The 19,403-nt window shown below is 75.5% G+C and carries 18 protein-coding genes; 5 read left to right on the top strand and 13 right to left on the bottom strand.

The genetic code is table 11. The features are described from left to right. Positions 1 to 47: 47 nt before the first annotated feature. Positions 48 to 527, top strand: coding sequence for a pyridoxamine 5'-phosphate oxidase family protein (locus OF117_RS12120; RefSeq protein ID WP_263553096.1), 480 nt, complete (start codon positions 48 to 50; stop codon positions 525 to 527). A 6-nt stretch (positions 528 to 533) separates the two neighbouring features. Here the strand turns inward: OF117_RS12120 and OF117_RS12115 are convergent, their stop codons facing one another. Then, positions 534 to 1,736: a cysteine desulfurase-like protein gene (locus OF117_RS12115; protein ID WP_263553095.1), complete on the bottom strand. Its 1,203-nt coding sequence runs from the start codon at positions 1,734 to 1,736 to the stop codon at positions 534 to 536. A 298-nt stretch (positions 1,737 to 2,034) separates the two neighbouring features. Here OF117_RS12115 and OF117_RS12110 point away from each other — a divergent pair, with 298 nt between their 5' ends. Both OF117_RS12110 and OF117_RS12105 read left to right on the top strand, forming a co-directional pair. Then, positions 2,035 to 2,475, top strand: a complete 441-nt coding sequence (locus OF117_RS12110; protein ID WP_263553094.1) for a hypothetical protein — start codon at positions 2,035 to 2,037, stop codon at positions 2,473 to 2,475. Between the two features lie 573 nt (positions 2,476 to 3,048). Continuing rightward, positions 3,049 to 3,240 carry a hypothetical protein gene (locus OF117_RS12105; RefSeq protein ID WP_263553093.1) on the top strand — a complete coding sequence of 64 codons (192 nt, stop codon included), beginning with the start codon at positions 3,049 to 3,051 and terminating at the stop codon, positions 3,238 to 3,240. 141 nt (positions 3,241 to 3,381) lie between these two features. Here OF117_RS12105 and OF117_RS12100 read toward each other — a convergent pair whose 3' ends face one another. The 4 genes from OF117_RS12100 to OF117_RS12085 all read right to left on the bottom strand — a co-directional run bounded on the left by OF117_RS12100 (position 3,382) and on the right by OF117_RS12085 (position 6,419). Beyond that, complete coding sequence (locus tag OF117_RS12100; RefSeq protein WP_263553092.1) at positions 3,382 to 4,803, bottom strand: bifunctional 3-(3-hydroxy-phenyl)propionate/3-hydroxycinnamic acid hydroxylase; 1,422 nt, start codon at positions 4,801 to 4,803, stop codon at positions 3,382 to 3,384. Next, complete coding sequence (locus OF117_RS12095) at positions 4,800 to 5,369, bottom strand: MOSC domain-containing protein (RefSeq protein ID WP_263553091.1); 570 nt, start codon at positions 5,367 to 5,369, stop codon at positions 4,800 to 4,802. The genes OF117_RS12100 and OF117_RS12095 overlap by 4 nt, the downstream gene beginning before the upstream one ends. Before the next feature lie 61 nt (positions 5,370 to 5,430). After that, the gene (locus OF117_RS12090; RefSeq protein WP_263553090.1) at positions 5,431 to 6,156 is read right to left on the bottom strand and encodes an ATP-dependent Clp protease proteolytic subunit; all 726 of its coding nucleotides are present in this window, start codon (positions 6,154 to 6,156) and stop codon (positions 5,431 to 5,433) included. Next, positions 6,153 to 6,419: a helix-turn-helix domain-containing protein gene (locus OF117_RS12085; protein ID WP_263553089.1), complete on the bottom strand. Its 267-nt coding sequence runs from the start codon at positions 6,417 to 6,419 to the stop codon at positions 6,153 to 6,155. Before OF117_RS12085 ends, OF117_RS12090 begins: the two co-directional genes overlap by 4 nt. A 174-nt stretch (positions 6,420 to 6,593) precedes the next feature. On the opposite strand from OF117_RS12085, the gene OF117_RS12080 reads away from it, so the two are divergent. Next, the gene (locus OF117_RS12080) at positions 6,594 to 7,046 is read left to right on the top strand and encodes an SRPBCC family protein (RefSeq protein WP_263553088.1); all 453 of its coding nucleotides are present in this window, start codon (positions 6,594 to 6,596) and stop codon (positions 7,044 to 7,046) included. 85 nt (positions 7,047 to 7,131) lie between these two features. Here the strand turns inward: OF117_RS12080 and OF117_RS12075 are convergent, their stop codons facing one another. From OF117_RS12075 to OF117_RS12040, 8 genes are all read right to left on the bottom strand, one after another. Continuing rightward, positions 7,132 to 9,075, bottom strand: a complete 1,944-nt coding sequence (locus OF117_RS12075; protein WP_263553087.1) for an L-lactate permease — start codon at positions 9,073 to 9,075, stop codon at positions 7,132 to 7,134. A gap of 88 nt (positions 9,076 to 9,163) precedes the next feature. Continuing rightward, complete coding sequence (gene glcF, locus OF117_RS12070; RefSeq protein WP_263553086.1) at positions 9,164 to 10,795, bottom strand: glycolate oxidase subunit GlcF; 1,632 nt, start codon at positions 10,793 to 10,795, stop codon at positions 9,164 to 9,166. Positions 10,796 to 10,798: 3 nt separating this feature from the next. Further along, a complete protein-coding gene (locus OF117_RS12065; protein WP_263553085.1) occupies positions 10,799 to 11,986 on the bottom strand; it encodes an FAD-binding oxidoreductase in 1,188 nt (395 codons plus the stop codon). Continuing rightward, positions 11,986 to 13,473 carry an FAD-linked oxidase C-terminal domain-containing protein gene (locus tag OF117_RS12060; protein WP_263553084.1) on the bottom strand — a complete coding sequence of 496 codons (1,488 nt, stop codon included), beginning with the start codon at positions 13,471 to 13,473 and terminating at the stop codon, positions 11,986 to 11,988. Before OF117_RS12060 ends, OF117_RS12065 begins: the two co-directional genes overlap by 1 nt. A 266-nt stretch (positions 13,474 to 13,739) precedes the next feature. Beyond that, positions 13,740 to 14,861 carry an XdhC family protein gene (locus OF117_RS12055; RefSeq protein WP_263553083.1) on the bottom strand — a complete coding sequence of 374 codons (1,122 nt, stop codon included), beginning with the start codon at positions 14,859 to 14,861 and terminating at the stop codon, positions 13,740 to 13,742. Positions 14,862 to 14,953: 92 nt separating this feature from the next. Then, positions 14,954 to 15,997: a vWA domain-containing protein gene (locus OF117_RS12050; RefSeq protein ID WP_263553082.1), complete on the bottom strand. Its 1,044-nt coding sequence runs from the start codon at positions 15,995 to 15,997 to the stop codon at positions 14,954 to 14,956. Positions 15,998 to 16,127: 130 nt separating this feature from the next. Continuing rightward, entirely contained in the window at positions 16,128 to 17,060 is a 933-nt protein-coding gene (locus OF117_RS12045; protein ID WP_263553081.1) for an AAA family ATPase, read from the bottom strand. A 194-nt stretch (positions 17,061 to 17,254) separates the two neighbouring features. After that, positions 17,255 to 18,154, bottom strand: a complete 900-nt coding sequence (locus tag OF117_RS12040; protein WP_263553080.1) for a PRC and DUF2382 domain-containing protein — start codon at positions 18,152 to 18,154, stop codon at positions 17,255 to 17,257. Between the two features lie 283 nt (positions 18,155 to 18,437). On the opposite strand from OF117_RS12040, the gene OF117_RS12035 reads away from it, so the two are divergent. Next, positions 18,438 to 19,247 carry a DUF3097 domain-containing protein gene (locus OF117_RS12035; RefSeq protein ID WP_263553079.1) on the top strand — a complete coding sequence of 270 codons (810 nt, stop codon included), beginning with the start codon at positions 18,438 to 18,440 and terminating at the stop codon, positions 19,245 to 19,247. Positions 19,248 to 19,403: the final 156 nt, after the last annotated feature.

Genomic DNA, 19,403 nt, shown 5'->3' with positions numbered 1-19,403 from the left:
CCCACGGGCACGCAGGCCCCACACCCCTCGACCTCCTGGAGGACCGCATGAGCAGCCCCGAGAGCCGCAAGGTCGCCGAGCTGGTCAAGGACCACCGCTTCGGCATGCTCACCACCCGCGACCCGTTCGGCACGCTGATGAGCCGCCCGATGGCGCTGCAGGAGGTGGAGTTCGACGGCGACCTGTGGTTCTTCGCCGAGCGCGGGTCCCGCAAGGTGCAGCACGTGACCAGCTCGCCGCAGGTCAACGTCGCGATGTCGTCGAACGACTCGTGGGTCTCGCTCACCGGCGAGGCCGTGGTCGTCGACGACGTCGCGAAGAAGCGGGAGCTGTGGAACGGCGGCGTCGAGGCCTGGCTGCCGCAGGGTCCGGACGACGACAGCGTCGTGCTGATCAAGGTCGAGGGCCGGTCGGCGGAGTACTGGGACACCCCCGGCGGCCGGATCGCCACCGTGCTGAGCTTCGCCAAGGCGAAGGTGACCGGGCAACGCTACGAAGGCGGGGAGAACGAGCGCGTCGAGCTCTGAGCTCCCTCAGCCGGTCCAGGCGCGCAGCCCGGCGAGCAGCCGGTCGACGTCGTCGTCGTCGCTGTAGGGCGCCAGGCCGATGCGCAGCCCTCCGGTGTCGCCGAGGCCGAGGTGCCGGGACGCCTCGATCGCGTAGAACGAGCCGGCCGGCGCGTTGACCCCGCGCTCGGCCAGGAAGCGGTGCGCGTCGGCCGCGTCCCTCCCGTCGACGGTGACCAACAGGGTCGGCGTCCGGTGCTTGGCGCGCGACCACAGCGTGACGCCGGGCAGCGCGCGCAGGCCCTCCTCGACGCGCTCGCGCAGCCGGTCCTCGTGCGCCTCGACCGCGGCCATGCTCGCGACCAGCCGGTCGCGCCGGCCGCCGGACGCGGCGCCGTCGAGCCCGGCCAGGAAGTCGACCGCCGCCGTCGTCCCGGCGAGCAGTTCGTAGGGCAGGGTGCCCAGCTCGAACCGCTCGGGGACGGCGCCGGTGCTCGGCAGCAGCTTGTCGGGGTGCAGCGGGTCGAGCAGGTGCGGGGCGGCGACCAGGCAACCGAGGTGGGGACCGAGGAACTTGTACGGCGAGCAGGTGAAGAAGTCGGCGCCGAGCGCGGCGACGTCGACCGCGGCGTGGGCGGTGAGGTGCACCCCGTCGACCCAGACGAGCGCGCCGGCGTCGTGCGCGTGCTGGGCGATGGCGGGCACGTCGGGGCGGGTGCCGATGAGGTTGGCGGCGCCGGTGACGGCGACCAACCGGGTGCGCTCGTCGACCAGCGCGGCGACGGCGGCCGGTTCGAGCTCGCCGGTGGCCGGGTCGAAGTCGGCCCAGCGCACGGTGGCGCCCGCCCGTCTCGCGGCCTGCACCCACGGCCGGACGTTCGCGTCGTGGTCGAGCCGGGTCACCACCACGGCGTCGTCCGGGCCCCACTGGGCGCTGAGCACCCGGGCGAGGTCGTAGGTGAGCTGCGTGGCGCTGCGGCCGAAGACGACGCCGCGCGGGTCGCCGGCGGTCAGGTCGGCGACGGCCCGCCGCGCGCCGACCACGACGTCGTCGGCGAACCGCTCGGCGGCGGTGACCGAGCCGCGGTTGGCGATCGGCGCGGTCAGCGTGTCTGCGACCGCCCGCGCGACGACGTCGGGGGTCTGCGAGCCGCCCGGCCCGTCGAAGTGGGCGGTGCCGGACCCCAAGGCCGGGAACCGGGCGCGGACGGCGGCGACGTCATAACTCACCGGCCCATCCTGCCCGCGCCGTCCGCCCGGCTGCGCTGGGCCCGACCGCCCGCCCCACCGAGCAGTGCACTGGTCGCCGGCGACGCCGACGTGCCTCCCTGCCGATGCAGCGAGGGCGGCGGGCTGCGTGTCCCTGGGCGGCCCACTCCGGGACACTTCTCGGGGCGCGAGCCTCGGGCAGTCTTGCGCGACGGATGGCGAGGGGCGGATGTTCCGTGGTTGGCGGCAGCGACGCGAAGAAGCTCGACGGCTTGCCTCCCTGTCGAACGGGCCGGCCGACGTCGACGGCATCCGAGGCGTGATCGCCGAGACCCTGGCGGGGTTGCCGGCAGGAGCGGCTGAGGTCACCGAGGTCCACGTCCCGGGGCAGCCGGATCCGGGACTGCCCGAGCACCTGGAGATGTGCATCGTGCCGCGCGCCCCCGGGGCAGCCGACATCACCATTCGGGTCTACGAACAGTTCGATGGCCGTTCCGGTCGGGTCGACATCTATGTCAGCGACAGCCCACCCATCGAACTGACGACGCCGATCGACGTCAACGAGGGTCCGCCGCGACCCTCGCTCGACGTGGTGCGTGAGGTCATCGAGGACGTGACGCGCGGCGAGGTCGACCTGGGGACGATCTCGGGCTCCGACCACCGGCTGGTCATGCTCTGGCGCTGGGGCTCCCGAGAAGAGGACTACCACTACCCCAAGAGAATGCGCATCACCTGGTCCGCAGCGACGCCGTGGTCGTGACGCGAGCCCAGGGTTGTCGAGCGGGCGACCAGAAGCCGCCTTGCGGGCGAGGGGCGCCGACGCGGACGTGCGGCGCGCATTGGCCGACGTCGCGACCACCGCCGGTGCGGGCCGGGTGTCCGCCCCGACCCAATTGGCTGGCGTGGGGCGCCCCCGCGCTAGGACGACCGACGTGATGTCTGCGGTGCTGATCGGCGCGCGGTCGACGGGATCGAGACGCCGACCGCCCCGGACGGCCCACTGACCGCCGACGCCGATCCCCCGGCGCAGGACCGCACGCCGGACTGCTTCATCGGCGTCGAACCGATCGACCAGGCCCGCGGCCGACGACAGGCCCGCGGCCGACGACCGGCCCGCCCCGCCGCACCCGCGCCCCCACCCGCGGCAGCAGCCGGCCCGTCCCCGGCGCCGGCCGGACCGGGCCGCCGGGTGCTCGGCCGGCGCGCCCACCGTCCCCGGGCGGCGACCGGGCCCCGCCGGTCGAGGGCGTCACCGCGGCGCAGCCGCCGGACGGCGGCCGCCCTCCCCCGGCGAGCGGCGCCGCCCGACCCGGCGCCGGGTCCGGACTCCCCGGTGTCCGCGCTGCTCTACCCGGCCGGCGAACCCGCCGGCCTGCCCGACACCATGCCGGTCAACGGCGAACGGATGAACATCCCGTGGGCCGTCGGCGTCCTGATGGGCAACCGCGACCTCGTCCGCCGGCTGACCGCCGAGACCGGCATCGGCACCGCCGTCGGCGCCACCGCGACCCCGCCGGGCCGATGACCCGAGGGAGTTCCCGCGGGAACGCCCTCGAGGGCACGAGGCGTGACGACAGTCCTACTGGGGCCGTCGGCGGGACCGCGCTCGAGGACGGGACGTCCGCGGTCGACACGGGGACGTCCTGCCGGAGCGGTGCGACGCAGGTCAGCGGGCGGAGCGGACGATGCGGTCGGGCCGTACCACCACCGACGTCGCCCGCCCGGTCCGCAACCAGCCGGCCAGCTCGGGGCTGGACAGCTCCGTGCACCTCCCGTCGGCCCGGACGGCGATCCGGTCGTCCCCGAGCAGCGACAGCACTGCCCAGCCGGTCCCGAGCACGTCGTCGAGCCGCCGGTCGGCGTCGTCCAGCCGCACCATCGGCTGGGGGACCAGGGCGCCCGCCAGCCGCCGCCCGGCCCGCCCGCGGCGCTCCACGAGCGGTCCGCGGCGCAGCGGCGGCGTTCGCCCGGCCACGGCGAAGTCGGCGATGCCGGGCAACCGGGGCAGGACGGCGAGCACCGCCCGACGGACGGCGGCGCCCGCGGCTCCCCCACCGGTCATCAGCTCGCCGACCAGCTGCGCGACGCGGATCAGCGCCCGGGCATGCGGCTCGCGCTCGGCCTGGTGGGTGTCGAGCAGGGTGTCGCCCGCCCGCCCGCACAGCACGTCGGCGAGCTTCCAGGCCAGCTGGTGCACGTCGCGCAGACCCAATCCGAGGCCCTGCCCCACGAACGGCGGGGTGAGGTGGGCGGCGTCGCCGGCGAGCAGCACCCGGCCGCACCGCCACCGGTCGGCCACCTGCGCGCGGAAGGTGTACTCGGCGACCCGCTCGACGGGAGCCGCGCCGAGGCCGTGCCGCTCGAGCAGCGCGGGCGCCGCGGCGGCGCCGTCCTCCCCCGGCGCGAGCCGCCACTCGAACCGCACCCGGCCGCCGGGAACCGGCATGAACGTGACCGGCCGCCGCGGGTCGCAGACCTGGTGGGTGCCCGGCCACAGGTCGGCGTCCGGTGCCAGCAGGTCGGCGACCAGCCATCGGTCGGGGCGTCCCAGGTCGCGCATCGACCCACCGGTCAGCCGGCGCACCGTGCTGCCGGCACCGTCGCAGCCGAGCGCCGCGTCGGTGCGGACGGACCGGTCCGCCCCGCCGGCGCGGTGGCGCACGGTCAGGGACACCCCTCCGCCGTCCTGGCGCAGATCCACGACCTCGGCACCGTCCTCGACGCTCACACCAGGAGTGCCGACGGCGGCCGCGCGCAGCACGCGGTCGAGGTCGGGCTGGTGGAGGAGGACGTCCGGCGGCCAGCCGTGCGGCTCCACCGTCGGGTCGCGGGTGAACTCCGCCAGCGGCCGCAGCCGCCGGTCGAGCAGCCGCAGCCCGGCCATCGGACGGCTCACGTCGCGCACCGCGTCGGCCACGCCGGCGTCCTGCAGCACGCGGAAGCACTCGGCGTCGAGGTGCACCGCACGCGGCAGCGGATAGGGCGCCCGCTGCCGGTCGAGCACGGTGACCGCCACTCCGCGCCGGGCCAGCAGCAGCGCGGCGGTCAGCCCGACGGGGCCGGCGCCGACGACCGCCACGGAGCTCACCGCACGGTCCGGACCGCCGGGCGGACGGCCTCTCCGGCCCGGGTCGCGTCCAGCGGCACGGGGCTGAGCAGGACGGCGGGGCCGAGGGTCAGCGCGCCGTCCGACAGCGCCGCGCAGCGCACGCCACCGCGGCCGCGCATGCCCCGGTGCGCACCGGCGGCGAGGACGACGTCCAGCCAGGCGCACGGGTTCGCCGGCCGCCCACCGCGCAACAGGAGGGGTCCTGTCCCGCCGTCGAGCGCGAAGGTGTGCCCGCGCAGCGCCTCGACCTCGGCGCCGCGCAGGACGACGTTGCGACGGGTGAGCAGCGGGTCGAGCGGGCCGGCGCCGAGCTCGGCCGCCAGCCGCTCGACCGACTCGGCGGCCAGCACCGTGACCTGGGCGTCCCGGTGCGCCGGGTGACCGGCGTACCGGTCACCGACGATGCCGTGGCCGGCGCGGACCTCCAGCCGGTCGCGGCGGTCGCCGGCCTGCGCGGGCACCTCGCCGCCCGGCCGCCCGGCGTAGCGGTGCGCGGGCGAGGCGAGCAGGCCGACCACCTCGACGTCGTACCGGAGGCCGCCCACGAGGCCGGTCACGGTCGCCCGGCGGCCCGCGCCGGCGCGGCGGGCGACCGCCCGACGACGATCAACGGCGGGCAGGGGGGCCGACGGTGTCGGCCAGGCCGTGGTCGACCGCCTCGTGAGCATCGAGCACCCGGCCGGGGCGCATGTCGGCGGCGACCTCGCCGACCGGGCGTCCGCACGCCTCGGCCAGCCGCTCCTGCAGCCGGCGCAGGTCGCGCGCGTAGGCCTCGGCGAGGGGCTCGACCTCGCGCCCGAGGCCGGGCCGGGGCGCCCGCGGTTCGGAGAGCTGCAGCACCGCGTGCGACCCGACCGTCCGGACGTCGGCCACCGCCAGCAGGACCACGGCGGCGCCGCTCAGCCTACCCAGGCAGGTGGCGTGCACCGGCGCGCCGGTCAGGTCGAGGGCATCCAATACGGTCAGCGCCGGGCCGAGATCCGCGTCCACCCCGGACAGCCGCAGCGCGATCGGCTCGTCCCCGGCGGCGTCCAGCAGGGCCAGCTCCGCCACGGTCCGGTTGGCGACCTCGTCGTCCAGCCGGCCGGCCAGGGCGATCACCCGGCGGTCGAGCAGCTGCTGCGCCAGCCAGTCCGGCCCGCCGACGACGAGCAAGGCGCTGGCGGAGGCCGAGGCCGGTGCCGCCGGGCGCGGCTCGGGCTGCCAGGGATGGGGCCGGGGACGGGGTGGCTCGGGCGGGTGCGGCGGCAGCGGCGGGAAGGTGGCGGACGGCACGGCGGTGGCGGACGGCACGGCGGTGGCGGACGGCGTGGCGCGGGACGGGACGGTCATGGCGACTCCTGGGACGGTCGGACCTGCCAGTCGACGACGCGACCGAGGGCGGCCGCGTAGCGCTCGAGGGTGGACAGCCGCGCGTCGAGCTCGCCGCTCTCCAGCCGGGCGACGGCCGACTGCGAGGTGCCCATCCGCGCGGCGATCTCGGTCTGGCTGAGCGCCGCCTCGCGGCGGGCGCGGACCAGCTCCTCGATCAGCTCGCGCCGGCGGCCGGCGAGGTCCTCGAGGCCCGGGAAGGACGACCGGCGCACCGGAGGCATAGCAGAGACGCTATACCTGCTCCGCTATCCCGTCCAGCGACGGCGAGGCTTACCCGGCCGGGTCGAGCCGGCGCGGTCCCTCGGCGGTGGTGCGGGAAATCGTCGTCCCCCGGTGGCAGGGTGTCGGCCGGATGCCGCCACGGCGGCGGCAGGACCACGAGGGAGCGAGACAGCATGCAGGACGTGGAGGTCCGCCGGCACGTGGCGGCGCCGGTGGAGCGGGTGTGGGCGGTGGCCACCGACCTCGCGGCAGCCCCGCAGGTGATCCGGGGCATCGACGCGGTGGAGGTCCTCACGCCGGGAGGGTTCGGCGTCGGGACACGGTGGCGGGAGACCCGCACGATGCTGGGTCGCTCGGCCACCGAGGAGATGACCGTCACCGCGGTGGAGCCGCAGCGGTCGTACACGACCGAGGCGGTGCGGCCGGGCGTCCGGTACCTGTCCACGGTCGCGGTGACGCCGGCCGGCGACGGCGGGAGCGACCTGGCGATGACCTTCGGGGCGAGGCCGACGTCCACCCTGAATCGGGTGCTCGGGGCGGTCACCGGGCCGCTCGGCCGGCGCGCGGTGACCCGGATGCTGGAGAAGGACCTGGTCGACATCGCCGCCGCGGCGGAGCGGTCCTGACGCGCTGGTGCCCTGCCCACGGTCGTGGGCAGGGCACCGGCGCCGGAGAGCGGCAACCCGGGCGGCGGCCGTCGCGTCCTCCCCGCTACCGCTCGTCGGGCCCCGAGGCCGGGTCCGGGCCCAGGTCGGTGTGCGGCCGGCCGTCGCGGCCGGCGCGCGAGCCGCTGCCGCCCCCGCCGCTCCCCCGCCCGCCGGCTCCGGCCGCGCTCCCCCGCCCGCCGGCGGCGGCCGGCGCGGGCTCCAGCTCGTCGTTGGGCTTGCCCGGCGCGCGGCGCATGGCCAGCACGAGGCCGACGACCCCCGCCAGCACCAGGGCGAGCCAGAGCGTGCTCACGTTCGCCCCGAAGCCGTAGATCGTGACCAGCGAGAGCCCCCCGGCCAGCAAGCAGTAGTAGATGGTCGGCAGGATCGTCTTGCGGATCAGGTCTCCCTCGCGGCCGACCAGTCCGACCGTCGCCGAGGCGGCCACGATGTTGTGCACCGTGATCATGTTCCCGGCGGCGCCCCCGACGGCCTGGGTGGCGACGACGGTCTCCGGCGTGACGCCGATCTGCTCGGCGGTGGAGAACTGGAACAGCGAGAACATCAGGTTGCTGACCGTGTTCGAACCGGCGACGAAGGCGCCCAGCGCGCCGATCCACGGGGCGAAGGCCGGCCACGCGTCGCCCGCGATGGAGGCCGCCCCCTCGGCCAGGGTCAGCGGCATCGACGTCAGACCCGACTCGTTGTACGTCTCGCCGGAGTTGATGAAGACCCGCACCAGCGGCAGGGCGAACAGCAGCGCCACCGCGGCCCCGGCCAGCTGGCCGCCGGCCACCTTCCACGACGCCGCGATCTCCGGGCCGCGCATGCGGTGCAACCCGTAGGTCAGCAGGCAGGTGACGATGAACAGGAAGCCCGGCAGGTACACGACCTGCAGCGCCTGGGAGATCCCCTCGACGCCGAGGATGTTCTCGACGTTCACCACGCGCCAGCCGGTGGTGAGGAACTCGGTGACCGGGTCGATCGTGCGGGTCAGCACGAGCAGCGCGGCGACCACGACGTACGGCGTCCAGGCCAGCCAGATGCTCATCTTCCGGGCGGCGACGGGCTCCTCGTCCTCGGGGACCAGGCTGCCCATCCAGTGGTGCGCCCAGCGCTGCCGCGGCGGGAAGTCCCAGACCTGCTTCGGCACGAGGAAGCCGCGGCTGGACGCGAACATGACGATGACCAGGCCGGTGAGGCCGCCCAGCAGCGACGGGAACTCCGGTCCGAGCAGCCAGGCGACCAGCACGTAGGGCACCGTCATCGAGAACGCCGCGAACAGCGCGAAGGGGGCGACGGCGAGACCGTCGGCGAAGCGCTTCCGCTCGCCGAAGAAGCCGGTGAGCATGCAGGCGAGGATCAGCGGGATCAACGTGCCGATCGTGGCGTGCAGCAGCGCCACCTGCAGCCCGATGCGCTCGAGGAAGCCGGGCAGGTCGGTGCCCAGCTCCGCGATGCGGTCCTCGACCGGGCCGGCGCCGGCCAGGCCGCCGTTGACGCCGACGAGGATCGGGGTGCCCACCGCCCCGAAGCTGACCGGCGTGCTCTGGATGATCAACCCGACCATGACGGCGGCCATGGCCGGGAAGCCCAGGGCCAGCAGCAGCGGAGCGACGACCGCGGCCGGGGTGCCGAAGCCGGAGGCGCCCTCGATGAAGCTGCCGAACAGCCAGCCGACGATGATCGCCTGCACCCGCCGGTCGGGGCTGATGCTGGTGAAGCCGGCCCGGATGGTCGCCATCGCGCCGCTCTTGGTCAGCGTCTCGAGCAGCAGCAGTGCGCCGAAGACGATGTAGAGCAGGGTCAGCGCCACCAGCAGGCCCTGCACCGCCGACGCCGCGATCGCCGTGGGCGACATGTCCCACACGAAGAAGGCGACGAGCACGACGACGACGAAGCCGACGGGCATGGCCCGTTTGGCCGGCCATCTCAGCCCGGCGAGCAGGACGCCGACCGTGAGGATGGGCGCCAGGGCGAGCAGGCTGAGCACAGCGAGGTTGTCCACGTCGACGCCTCTCGATCGGCCGGGCAGGTCGGGTGCGGCCGTGCGGGATCGACCCCGCACGGGTGGGCGGGGGATCAGCCGGGAGCGCTCACCGGGTTGCGGCGGTGGGTCGGGGCAGGGCCGTGCCGGGGCCGTTGAGCGCTGCGTCCAGCAACTGCTCCACGGGCACCCCGCGGATCGACGCGTCGAGCACCTGGACGGTGTGGGCGACCGGCATCCGCTCGCCCATGCGCGCGAGCGTCGTGGCCACCTGCATCCAGCAGCCGGGGTTGGCCGTCACCATCAGCTCGGCCCCGGTGGCGCGCACGGCCCTGGCCTTGCGCTCGCCGAGCTCGCGGGCGGGCTCGGGCTGCAGCATGTTGTAGGTGCCGGCGCTGCCGCAGCACAGCTCGGCCTCGGTCAGTTCCTTGATCTGCACGCCGGGGATGCCGCGGAGCAGCGTGCGCGGCTGCTGCCGGATGCCCTGCGCGTGCGCGAGGTGGCAGGCGTCCTGGTAGGCCACGGTCATCGGCAACGGGTGCCGCGCGGCCACCGGGCCGATCTCGACGATGAACTCGCTGATGTCGCGGGCCCTGGCGGCCAGCGCCTCCGCCCGCGCGGCCCACTCCGGCTCGTCGCGCAGCTGGTGGCCGTACTCCTTGATGTTCGAGCCGCAGCCGGCCGCGTTGACGACGACGGTGTCGACGTCGGCCCGCTCGAAGGTCTCGATCGTCCGCTTGGCGAAGTCGAGGGCCTGCTCCTCCCGGCCGCCGTGGCCGGGCAGGGCGCCGCAGCAGGTCTGACGCCGCGGCAGGACGACGTCGCACCCCTCGGCCGCGAGCACCCGCACGGTGGCCGCGTTGACGTCGGGGAAGAACGTGCCTTGCACGCACCCGGCCAGGACGCCGACGGTGCGCCGCCGGGTGCCCACGGCCGGGGTGAACTCCGGGATCCGCTCAGCCCGGCCCAGCTTGGGCGCCAGCGACTCCATGGCCTGCAGCGGGGCGGGCAGCCTCGACATCAGGCCGGTGCGGGCGAGCAGGTTGCCCAGCCGGCTGGCCTGGTAGGCCATCAGCGGCCCGCGCAGCGCCTTGAGCCGGCGGGGGTACGGGAACAGCGCGTAGATCAGGTCGCGGTACAGCTTCTCGGTGCGCGGGCGCTCGTGGCGCCGCTCGACCTGCGCCCTGGTGGCCTCGATGAGCTTGTCGTACTGGACGCCGGAGGGGCAGGCGGTCACGCAGGCCATGCAGCCCAGGCACTGGTCGATGTGCCGGGCCATCGAGTCGTCGAGCGGCTCGCCCTCGAGGCCCTCCTTCATCAGGTAGATGCGGCCGCGCGGGCTGTCCATCTCCTCGCCCCAGAGCACGTACGTGGGGCAGGTCGGCAGGCAGAACCCGCAGTGCACGCAGTCGCCGATCAGCGCGGCGTCCGGCGGGTGGTGCTCGTCGAAGGCCGGCAGCACCGCCTGGCCGGTCCGGGCCAGGCCGAGCGCGTCCCGCGCCCCCACCGTGGCGGCCCCGGTGCCCGCGGGGAGGTCGAGGTCCTGGCCGACGTCGAGCGCCCGCCGCGCCCCGACCACCTCGGCCGGGGCCTCGTCGGCCGCCCGCACGGTCCCGGTCGACGCGCCGTCGGGCAGGTCCGCGGCGGATTGCCGGACCGGGTTGACGTTGGCCGAGGCGCCGGGCGACCCGGCCGGTGGCGAGTCGCCCCTACCGTGGCTGCCCGGGGTGATCTCCGTCATCTGCTACAGCCCTCCGACGAACCGTCCCGGCGACATGAGCCGCTCGGGGTCGAACCGTTCCTTGACCCGGCGCATGAGGTCCAGCGCGTCACCGACCGGCCCCCAGTGGTCGAGCTGGTCCCGAACCGCCTCCGGCGCGTGCAGCAGCACCGCGCTGCCGTCGTGCGGCGCGAGCGCCGCGCGGACCGCGGGCAGCGCGCCGGCCGCGTCGGCGGCGGGCACGGCGGCGTAGGCCACCCCGGTGCCGGCCGAGGCCGCCAGGTGCGTGCCCGCGGGCAGCGCCGCCAGCACGTCGGTCAGGCCGGTGGGCACGTAGGCCAGGCGGAGCAGGACGTCGTCCGGTCCGCCCGGGCGCCGCCCGAGGTCGGCGGGCACCTCGTCGAGCTCCGCGCCGCCGCCCATCAGCTCGACGGCCTGCCTGGCCTGCGCCGACACCGACTCGGCGATCGACTCGAACACGACGACGAGCCGGCCGGCACCGCCGGCCTCGGCCACGAGCTCGACCGCCGACGGGGTGAGCGTCGACCGGTTGAGCGCGATGGCGAGGGGCCCGGCGGCGGAGGCATCGGGCAGTTCCAGGACGACGACGCGTCGGGCCGGGGGCACCGGGTGCAGCCGCCAGGTGGTGGAGACGACGACGCCGAGCGTGCCGTGCGCGCCGGTGTAGAGCTTGCCGAGGTCGTAGCCCGCGACGTTCTTGACCACCTTGCCGCCGGCGTGCGCCACCGTGCCGTCGGCGAGCACGACGGTGATGCCGATCAGCAGGTCACGCACCGTGCCGTAGCGCAGCCGCCGCGGGCCCGAGGCGTTGGCGCTGACCACGCCGCCGAGGGTGGCGCCCTCCTCGGGGGGGTCGAGGGCCAGCACCTGGCCGGCGTCGCCGACCCGGGCCTGCAGGTCGGCCAGCCGCACGCCGGCCTCGGCGACGACGGTCAGGTCACCGGCCACGTGCTCGACCACCCGGTCGAGCCCGGTGGTGTCGAGCAGCAGGTCGCACGACGAGGGTGGCGCGGCCCAGGTGAGCTTGCTGCGGCCGCCGGCCGGCACGACGGTGCGCCGGTCGGCCGTCGCCGCCTTCAGCAGTTCGGCGACCTCCTCGACCGACGTCGGGCGGACCACCTCGCCGGGCACGACGCCGTTGACCGCGTCGTCCGGCGTCCCGGGACGGCGGGTGGCGGTGGCGGCCGTCATCAGAAGACCTCGCCCAGGCCGGCCGCCTGCACCGGGTGCTCGCCCGTGCGGACGCCGGGCCGCTCCCCGCACAGGCGTGGGGTGGGGAACACCTTGCCCGGGTTGGCCACGCCGTCCGGGTCGAACGCGCAGCGCACCAGCTGCATGGTGTCGAGGTCCTCCGGCGTGAACTGCTTGGCCATCTTCATCCGCTTCTCCTGGCCGACGCCGTGCTCGCCGGTGATCGAGCCGCCGGAGGTGATGCACTGCTCGAGGATGTCGCCGGCCAGCTCCTCGGCCTCGTGCGCCTGGCCCTCCACCGCGTCGTCGAACAGCACCAGCGGGTGCAGGTTGCCGTCGCCGGCGTGGAAGACGTTGGCCACCCGCAGCCCCTTCGCGTCGGCCATGCGCTTCATCTCGGCGAGCACCTCCGGCAGCTTGGTGCGCGGGATCACGCCGTCCTGCACGTAGTAGCTGGGGCTGATCCGGCCGACGGCCGCGAAGGCGGACTTGCGGCCCTTCCACATCAGCGCCCGCTCGTCGGCGTCGGCGGCGATCCGCACCTCGAAGGCGTTGCGCGTGCCGGCGATCTCCTCGACCTGGGCGAACTGGGCCTCCACCTCGGCCTTCGGCCCGTCGAGCTCGATGACCAGGACGGCGGTGGCGCCCTCGGGGTACCCGCAGCTCACCGCGGCCTCGGCGGCCTCGATGGCCAGGGCGTCCATCATCTCGACGGCGGCGGGCACGATGCCGGCGGCGATGATGTCGCTGACCGTGCCGGCCGCGTCCTCCACCGAGTGGTAGCCGACCAGCATGGTCTGCACCTCCTCGGGCACCCGGATCAGCCGCAGGGTCAGCTCGGTGGCCACGCCGAGCGTGCCCTCGCTGCCGATGAAGGCCCCCAGCAGGTCGTAGCCGGGGTGCTCGGGTGCGCGGCCGCCCAGGTGCACGACCTCGCCGTCGGGCAGCACGACCTCCGCACCGAGCACGTGGTTGACCGTGAACCCGTACTTCAGGCAGTGCGCGCCGCCGGCGTTCTCGGCGACGTTGCCGCCGATCGAGCAGACCAGCTGCGACGACGGGTCGGGCGCGTAGAGCAGGTCGTGGGGCGCTGCGTCGCGGGTGACCCACAGGTTGATCACCCCGGGCTCGACGGTGACCTGCGCGTTGTCGGCGTCGACGGGGCCGAGCCGGCGCAGCCGGGAGAGCACCAGCAGGACGCCGTCCGCGCTGGGCAGCGCACCGCCGGACAGCCCGGTGCCCGACCCGCGGGCCACGAACGGCACCCCCGCCTCCGAGCACAGCCGCACGCAGTCGACGACGTGCTGGCGGCTCTCGGCCAGCACGACGATCGCCGGGGTGACCTTGAAGTTGGCCAGCCCGTCGCACTCGTAGGTCCGGGTCTGGACGCGGTCGGTGAGCACGCGTTCGGCACCGACGGCCGCCCGCAGTCCGGCGGCCAGGTCGGCGGTGCGCGAGGAGACGGGGGTCTCGGCCAGTGCGGTCATGGCGCCATCATCCGTTCCGCTCGACGGTGAGCTGCGGCCACCCCCGGCTTCTCCGGAACGCCGTCGGGTGCCACGACACGCACTCTGACCACTGCCCGTCCATCCCGCCACCTGGGGCGCTACTTCCGCGATGCGGAAGCGCACCCGCGAGCCGCGCGGCGGCTCGGCCGGTGCGGCTCGGAGGTCGCGGTCCGGCTCAGCGGTCGGCGGTGCGGCGTGCGGTGGTGCGGCTCAGCGGTCGGCGGTGCGGTGTGCGGTGGTGCGGCTCAGCGGTCGGCGGTGCGGTGGATCGGGCCACCGGTGCCGGTGAGCCGCTCCCCGGTGCCGCCCCACCGCCCGGCGATGATCTCCGCGGCGATCGAGACGGCCGTCTCCTCCGGTGTCCGCGCACCCAGGTCCAGCCCGATCGGTGAGGACAGCCGGGCGATCTCGTCGTCCGCGAGCCCCGCCTCGCGCAGCCGGGCGAGGCGCTCCTCGTGCGTGCGCCGCGATCCCATCGCGCCGACGTAGGCGACCGGCAGCCGCAACGCGACCTCCAGCAGCGGGACGTCGAACTTCGGGTCGTGCGTGAGCACGCACAGCACCGTGCGCTCGTCGATGCGCCCCGCGTCGGCCTCGGCCTGCAGGTAGCGGTGCGGCCACTCGACCACGACCTCGTGCGCGTCGGGGAAGCGCTTCTCGGTGGCGAACACCGGGCGGGCGTCGCACACGGTGACGCGGTAGCCGAGGAAGGCGCCCACCCGGGCGACCGCGGCGGCGAAGTCGATCGCGCCGAACACCACCATGCGGGCCGGCGGCGCGAAGGAGTTGACGAACAGGGTGAGGTCGTCGCCGCGGCGCTCGCCGTCGTGACCGACGTGCAGCAGCCCGGTGCGCCCGGCGGCGAGCATGCCCCGGGCGTCGTCGGCGACGGCGTCGTCCAGGCGCTGCAGGCCCAGCGTGCCCGAGCAGCGGTCCGGCCACAGGACGAGCCGGCGGCCCAGCCGGTCCTCGGGGCCCTTGACCACGGTGACGACGGCGACCGGTTCGTGCTGGTCGACCGACTCGGCGACCTCGCCGAGCTCGGGGAAGGACTCGCGCGACACCGGCTCGACGAAGACGTCGAGGATGCCGCCGCAGGTCAGGCCGACGGCGAAGGCGTCGTCGTCGCTGACCCCGTAGCGCTGCAGCACCGGCAGCCCGCTGGCGACGGCGTCCCGGGCCTCCTCGTACACCGCGCCCTCGACGCAGCCGCCGGAGACGCTGCCCACCGCGGTGCCGTCGGGCCCGACCAGCATCGCGGCCCCCGCCGGGCGCGGCGCCGAGCGCCAGGTGCCCACGACGGTGCCCATCCCGACCGTCTCGCCGGCCTGCCACCAGCCGACCAGCTCGTCCAGCACATCACGCACCTGACTGCACCTTTCCTCGTGGCCGCAGCACCGTGGCCCCGTCCGGAGGCTCACCCCGAGCGTGCGTGGGTTGTGAGGGACGGGGTCCTCTTTCACGCACGGGCGATCACCCCCGCCAGCTCCTCGAACGCGGCCAGGCTGTGCCCGGAGACGAACACGTCGACCGAGGGCAGCGCCGCCTGCATCCCGCTGGTCAGCGGCTCGTAGCCGGCCCGGCCCTTGTGCGGGTTGACCCAGACGACGGCGTGCGCCAGCCGCCGCAACCGCGCCATCTGCTCGCCGAGGAGGTCGGCGCCGCCGCGCTCCCAGCCGTCGCTGCAGATGACGACGACCGCTCCGCGTGCGGTGCCGCGCTGCCCCCAGCGGTCGAGGAAGGCCTTGAGCACCTCACCGAGCCGGGTGCCGCCGGACCAGTCGGGGATCGCCGCGCCGCTGGCGGCGAGGGCCCGGTCCGGGTCGCGCAGCCGCATCTCCCGGGTCACCCGGGTCAGCCGGGTGCCGACGGTGAACACCTCGGTCACCGCCGGGTGGGCCCGGACGGCGGCGTGCGCGAAGCGCAGCAGCGCGTCGGCGTAGGGCGCCATCGAGCCGGAGACGTCGACCAGCAGGACGACGCGGCGCGGGCGGGGCCGCGACCGGCGGTGCAGCAGCCGGCTCACCTCGCCGCCGTCGCGCAGCGCGCGGCGCACCGTCCGGGCCGGGTGCACCGAGCCCACCGGGCTGGGTCGGCGGCGGCGCGCCGGGCGCATCGGCGCGGCGGGCGCCAGCAGGGCGAACAGCCGGCGCAGGTGCTCCCGCTCGGCCGCGGTGAGGTCGGCGACGTCGCGGTGGCGCAGCACCTCGTCGCCGCTGGCGCGCCCCGCCAGTTCCGGCGCCTCGCCCTCCTCGCCCTGGCCCGGATCGGCGTCGAGGGCCGCGGCGGTCGACGTCCGGAGCCGGGGCTGCCCGGCGGAACGCACCGCCCGGGGAACCTCTCCGCCGAACCAGGCCGCGAAGGCGGCGTCGTACCGGTCGAGGTCGTCCGGCCCGGCGCACAGCGTCAGGCGGCCGGCCCAGTAGACGTGCCCGGGGTCGAGGACGTCGAGCGCCGCGACCGCGCTCAGCATGGCCTCGACCCGGTCCGGCGAGGCGGCCACGCCGGCGTGCCGGAGCGTGCGCGCGAAGCCGAGGACCGCGTCGACGACGTCCCGCCCGCCTCCCCGGGCATAGGAAGCTACGCCCCCCTCGGCGGGCTCCGAGACGGGGGCAGAGCTTCCTATGCCCTGGTCAGGCACCGAAGAGCGCCTCCCGCGTCAGGGCGTGCACGCGGTCGGTGTCCTCGCGGTACTTGAGCACCGCGCCGAGCGTGCGCGCCGCCAGGTCCGGGTGCAGCTCGCGGGCGCCGAGGGCGTGCAGCGCGCTCGCCCAGTCCATCGCCTCGGCGATCCCCGGGGGCTTGAGCAGGTCGAGGGTGCGCAGCCTGGCCGTCGCCCCGGCCACCTCGCGCGCGAGCCGCTCGGAGACCTCGGGCAGCCGGCGGCGCAGGATCGCCACCTCGCGGTCGAAGTCCGGGTGCTGCAGCCAGTGGTAGAGGCAGCGGCGCTTGAGCGCGTCGTGCACCTCGCGCGTGCGGTTGGACGTGAGCACGACCAGCGGCGGGGTCTGCGCGCGGATGGTGCCGAGCTCGGGGATGGAGATGGTGAAGTCCGACAGCACCTCGAGCAGGAAGGCCTCGAACTCGTCGTCGGCCCGGTCGACCTCGTCGACGAGCAGCACGCTGGGCGAGTCCTCGAGCGCGCGCAGCAGCGGCCGGGCGAGCAGGAACCGCCGGTCGTAGAGGGAGGCCTCCAGCGCGGCCGGGTCCTGGCCGACGTGCGCGGCCTCGGCCGCGCGCAGGTGCAGCAGCTGGCGCCCGAAGTCCCAGTCGTAGAGCGCCTGGCTGGCCTCCAGGCCCTCGTAGCACTGCAGCCGGTGCAGCGGCCGGCCGGTGACGTCGGCCAGCGCCTGCGCCAGCGCGGTCTTGCCGACGCCGGCCTCGCCCTCCAGGAACAGCGGCCGGTGCATGACCAGCGCCAGGTAGGCGGCGGTGGCCAGGCCCTCGTCGGGGAGGTAGCCGGTCGACTCCAGCGCGGCCGCGAGCTCGGTGGGGCCCGCGAATCCCACGGCTCCGGCGCGCGGCGGGACGGGCGCGACCGTGCGCTCCACGACGGGTTCGCTCACGGTGCCGAGCATCCCACCTGCGCCGATGGTCCGTGCCGCCGAGCTCCGCACACCGCCGCATCACGGTCCGGATGTCGGTGGGCTTGCGGATCCCGCGCAGGGGAGCGGCGGCCGGCCGGGTCGTGGGTCGGCCGGCCGCCGTCGATCAGGGACCCGTCCGCGGGTAGGGAGCGGCGTCCGGTGCGGCGGCCGCGTCAGATGCGGCGGCCGGCGTCCGTCCCGTCGGTGTCGATCTGCTCCTTGCGCACGTCCTCGCTGATCCTGGCCTCGTCGGTGACCGTCTCGCGGTCGAGCCGGACCCGCTCCACGGGCACGGCCTCCTTCTCCACGACCGGCCGCTCGGCGTGCAGCGTCACCTCGTGCTCCTCCTCGCTGATGGCCGGCCCGTCCAGCGCCGCGCCGCGGTCGGCGTCGGTGATCGGCTCGCGCTCGACGCGGACCTCCTCGCGGGAGACCGGCACCGTCTGGGTGACGTTCTCGGTGACCACGTACTTGCGCAGCCGCGCCCGGCCGACCTCCTCGCGGCGGGTGCCCACGTCCAGCCGCTCCTCCGAGCGGGTCATCGCGTCATCGGGGGCGTCGCGGCCGGTGGTGTCGCGGCCGGTGGTGTCGCGGCCGGTGGTGCCCCGGGCGTCGTCGGCCATGTGGGTGTCGATGCCGGCGTCCGTGCGGGTCCTGGTGCCGGCGTCGTCGCGCAGGTCCGTGCCGGCCGTGCCGGCGTCGTCGTGCAGGTCCGTGCCGGCCGTGCCGGCGTCGTCGCGCAGGTCCGTGCCGGCCGTACCGGCGCCCATGCCGTAGTAGCGGTAGAGCTCGTCCTCCTCCTGCGGGGACAGGTGCCCGTCGGCGTCGATCTTCGGCGCGTCCTTGACCGTGGCCTTGCTCACCGGCACGCGGACGCCGTCGTCGGTCAGGTCGGCGTCGTGGATCGGTACGAAGGACTCCTTGGTGCCGAACAGGCCGGTGCGCACGGTGATCCACTCGGGCTGGCCGGTGGCGTCGTCGAGGTACACCTCGGACGCCGCGCCGATCTTGTCACCGGACTCGTCGTAGACGTCCTTGCCGATCACGCGGTCGAGCGTCTCTGTGCCGATCATGGATCCCCCTCGTTCCGGAGTGCTTGCGTCTGCAACTGGCCCGTACCGGATTGACCGCGGTCCCCGGACGGAAACGCCGGCGCACGGGCGATGCGGCGTGACGAACGGGTCCCGCCTGCTGTCGCTCGGTTCGGTTGCTGGACGGAACTGCAGGTCAGCGCGGTGAAGCGGGCTCGGGACGTGGCGCCAACGCTGCGCACCCGGTCGGTGACGGGCCGTCGGCCGCGGTCGTAGGCGGCGTGTCGTCGACGAGCGGGTGAGGCGCCGTGCGTAGCGTCTCGGGGTGCCTCCCCGCTCGCCGTACGACAACCTGGTCCACCCGCGCACCGTGAAGAAGCCGGTGCAGCAGGTCGAGGCCGAGCTCGACCTGGTCGTCGAGGACCCCAGCAGCGGCTTCGTGGGTGCCGTCGTCCGCTGCGAGAAGGACGTCGTCCACCTCGAGGACCGCTTCGGCAAGGTGCGCGGCTACCCGCTCGGGCCCGGTTTCTGGGTCGACGGCCGGCCCGTCGTGCTGGTCCGCCCGAAGCGGGCGGCGCCCGCGGGGCCGGCGCGCAGCGCGTCGGGGTCTACCTACGTGACCGGCGCCCGGGCACGGGTCGCCCGCGAGGGCCGCATCTACGTCGAGGGGAAGCACGACGCCGAGCTGGTCGAGAAGGTCTGGGGCCACGACCTGCGCATCGAAGGCGTGGTGGTGGAGCCGCTGCACGGCGTCGACGACCTGCCGGGCATCGTGCGGGACTTCCGGCCGGCGTCCGGACGGAGGCTCGGCGTGCTGGTCGACCACCTGGTCACCGGCTCGAAGGAGTCGCGCATCGCCGCCCAGGTCACCGGGGAGCACGCCCTGGTCGTCGGCCATCCGTTCGTCGACATCTGGCAGGCGGTCAAGCCGTCGGTGGTCGGGATCCGGGCCTGGCCGGTCGTGCCGAAGGGTCGGCCCTGGAAGGAGGGCGTCTGCACCGCCCTCGGCTGGGAGGACGACACGGGCTACGTCTGGTCGCAGCGGATCCTGGCGCGGGTGCGCACGTGGACCGACCTCGAGCCCGCACTCATCGGCCGGGTGGAGGAGCTCATCGACTTCGTCACGACGGATTGATGTGCCCCGCGGCGCGGGGGCCGGCGGCCTCCCGCCGCGGGGCACGGAGCGGCTCAGCGCCGCCGGGGGACGGCAGCTGGCGGCGGTGTGCCCCGCGGCGCGGGGGCCGGAGGCCTCCCGCCGCGGGGCACGGAGCGGCTCAGCGCCGCCGGGGGA

It is taken from the genome of Geodermatophilus sp. YIM 151500, assembly GCF_025716945.1.
Lineage (GTDB): Bacteria > Actinomycetota > Actinomycetes > Mycobacteriales > Geodermatophilaceae > YIM-151500.
This window is presented reverse-complemented; position numbering and strand designations above follow the sequence as displayed.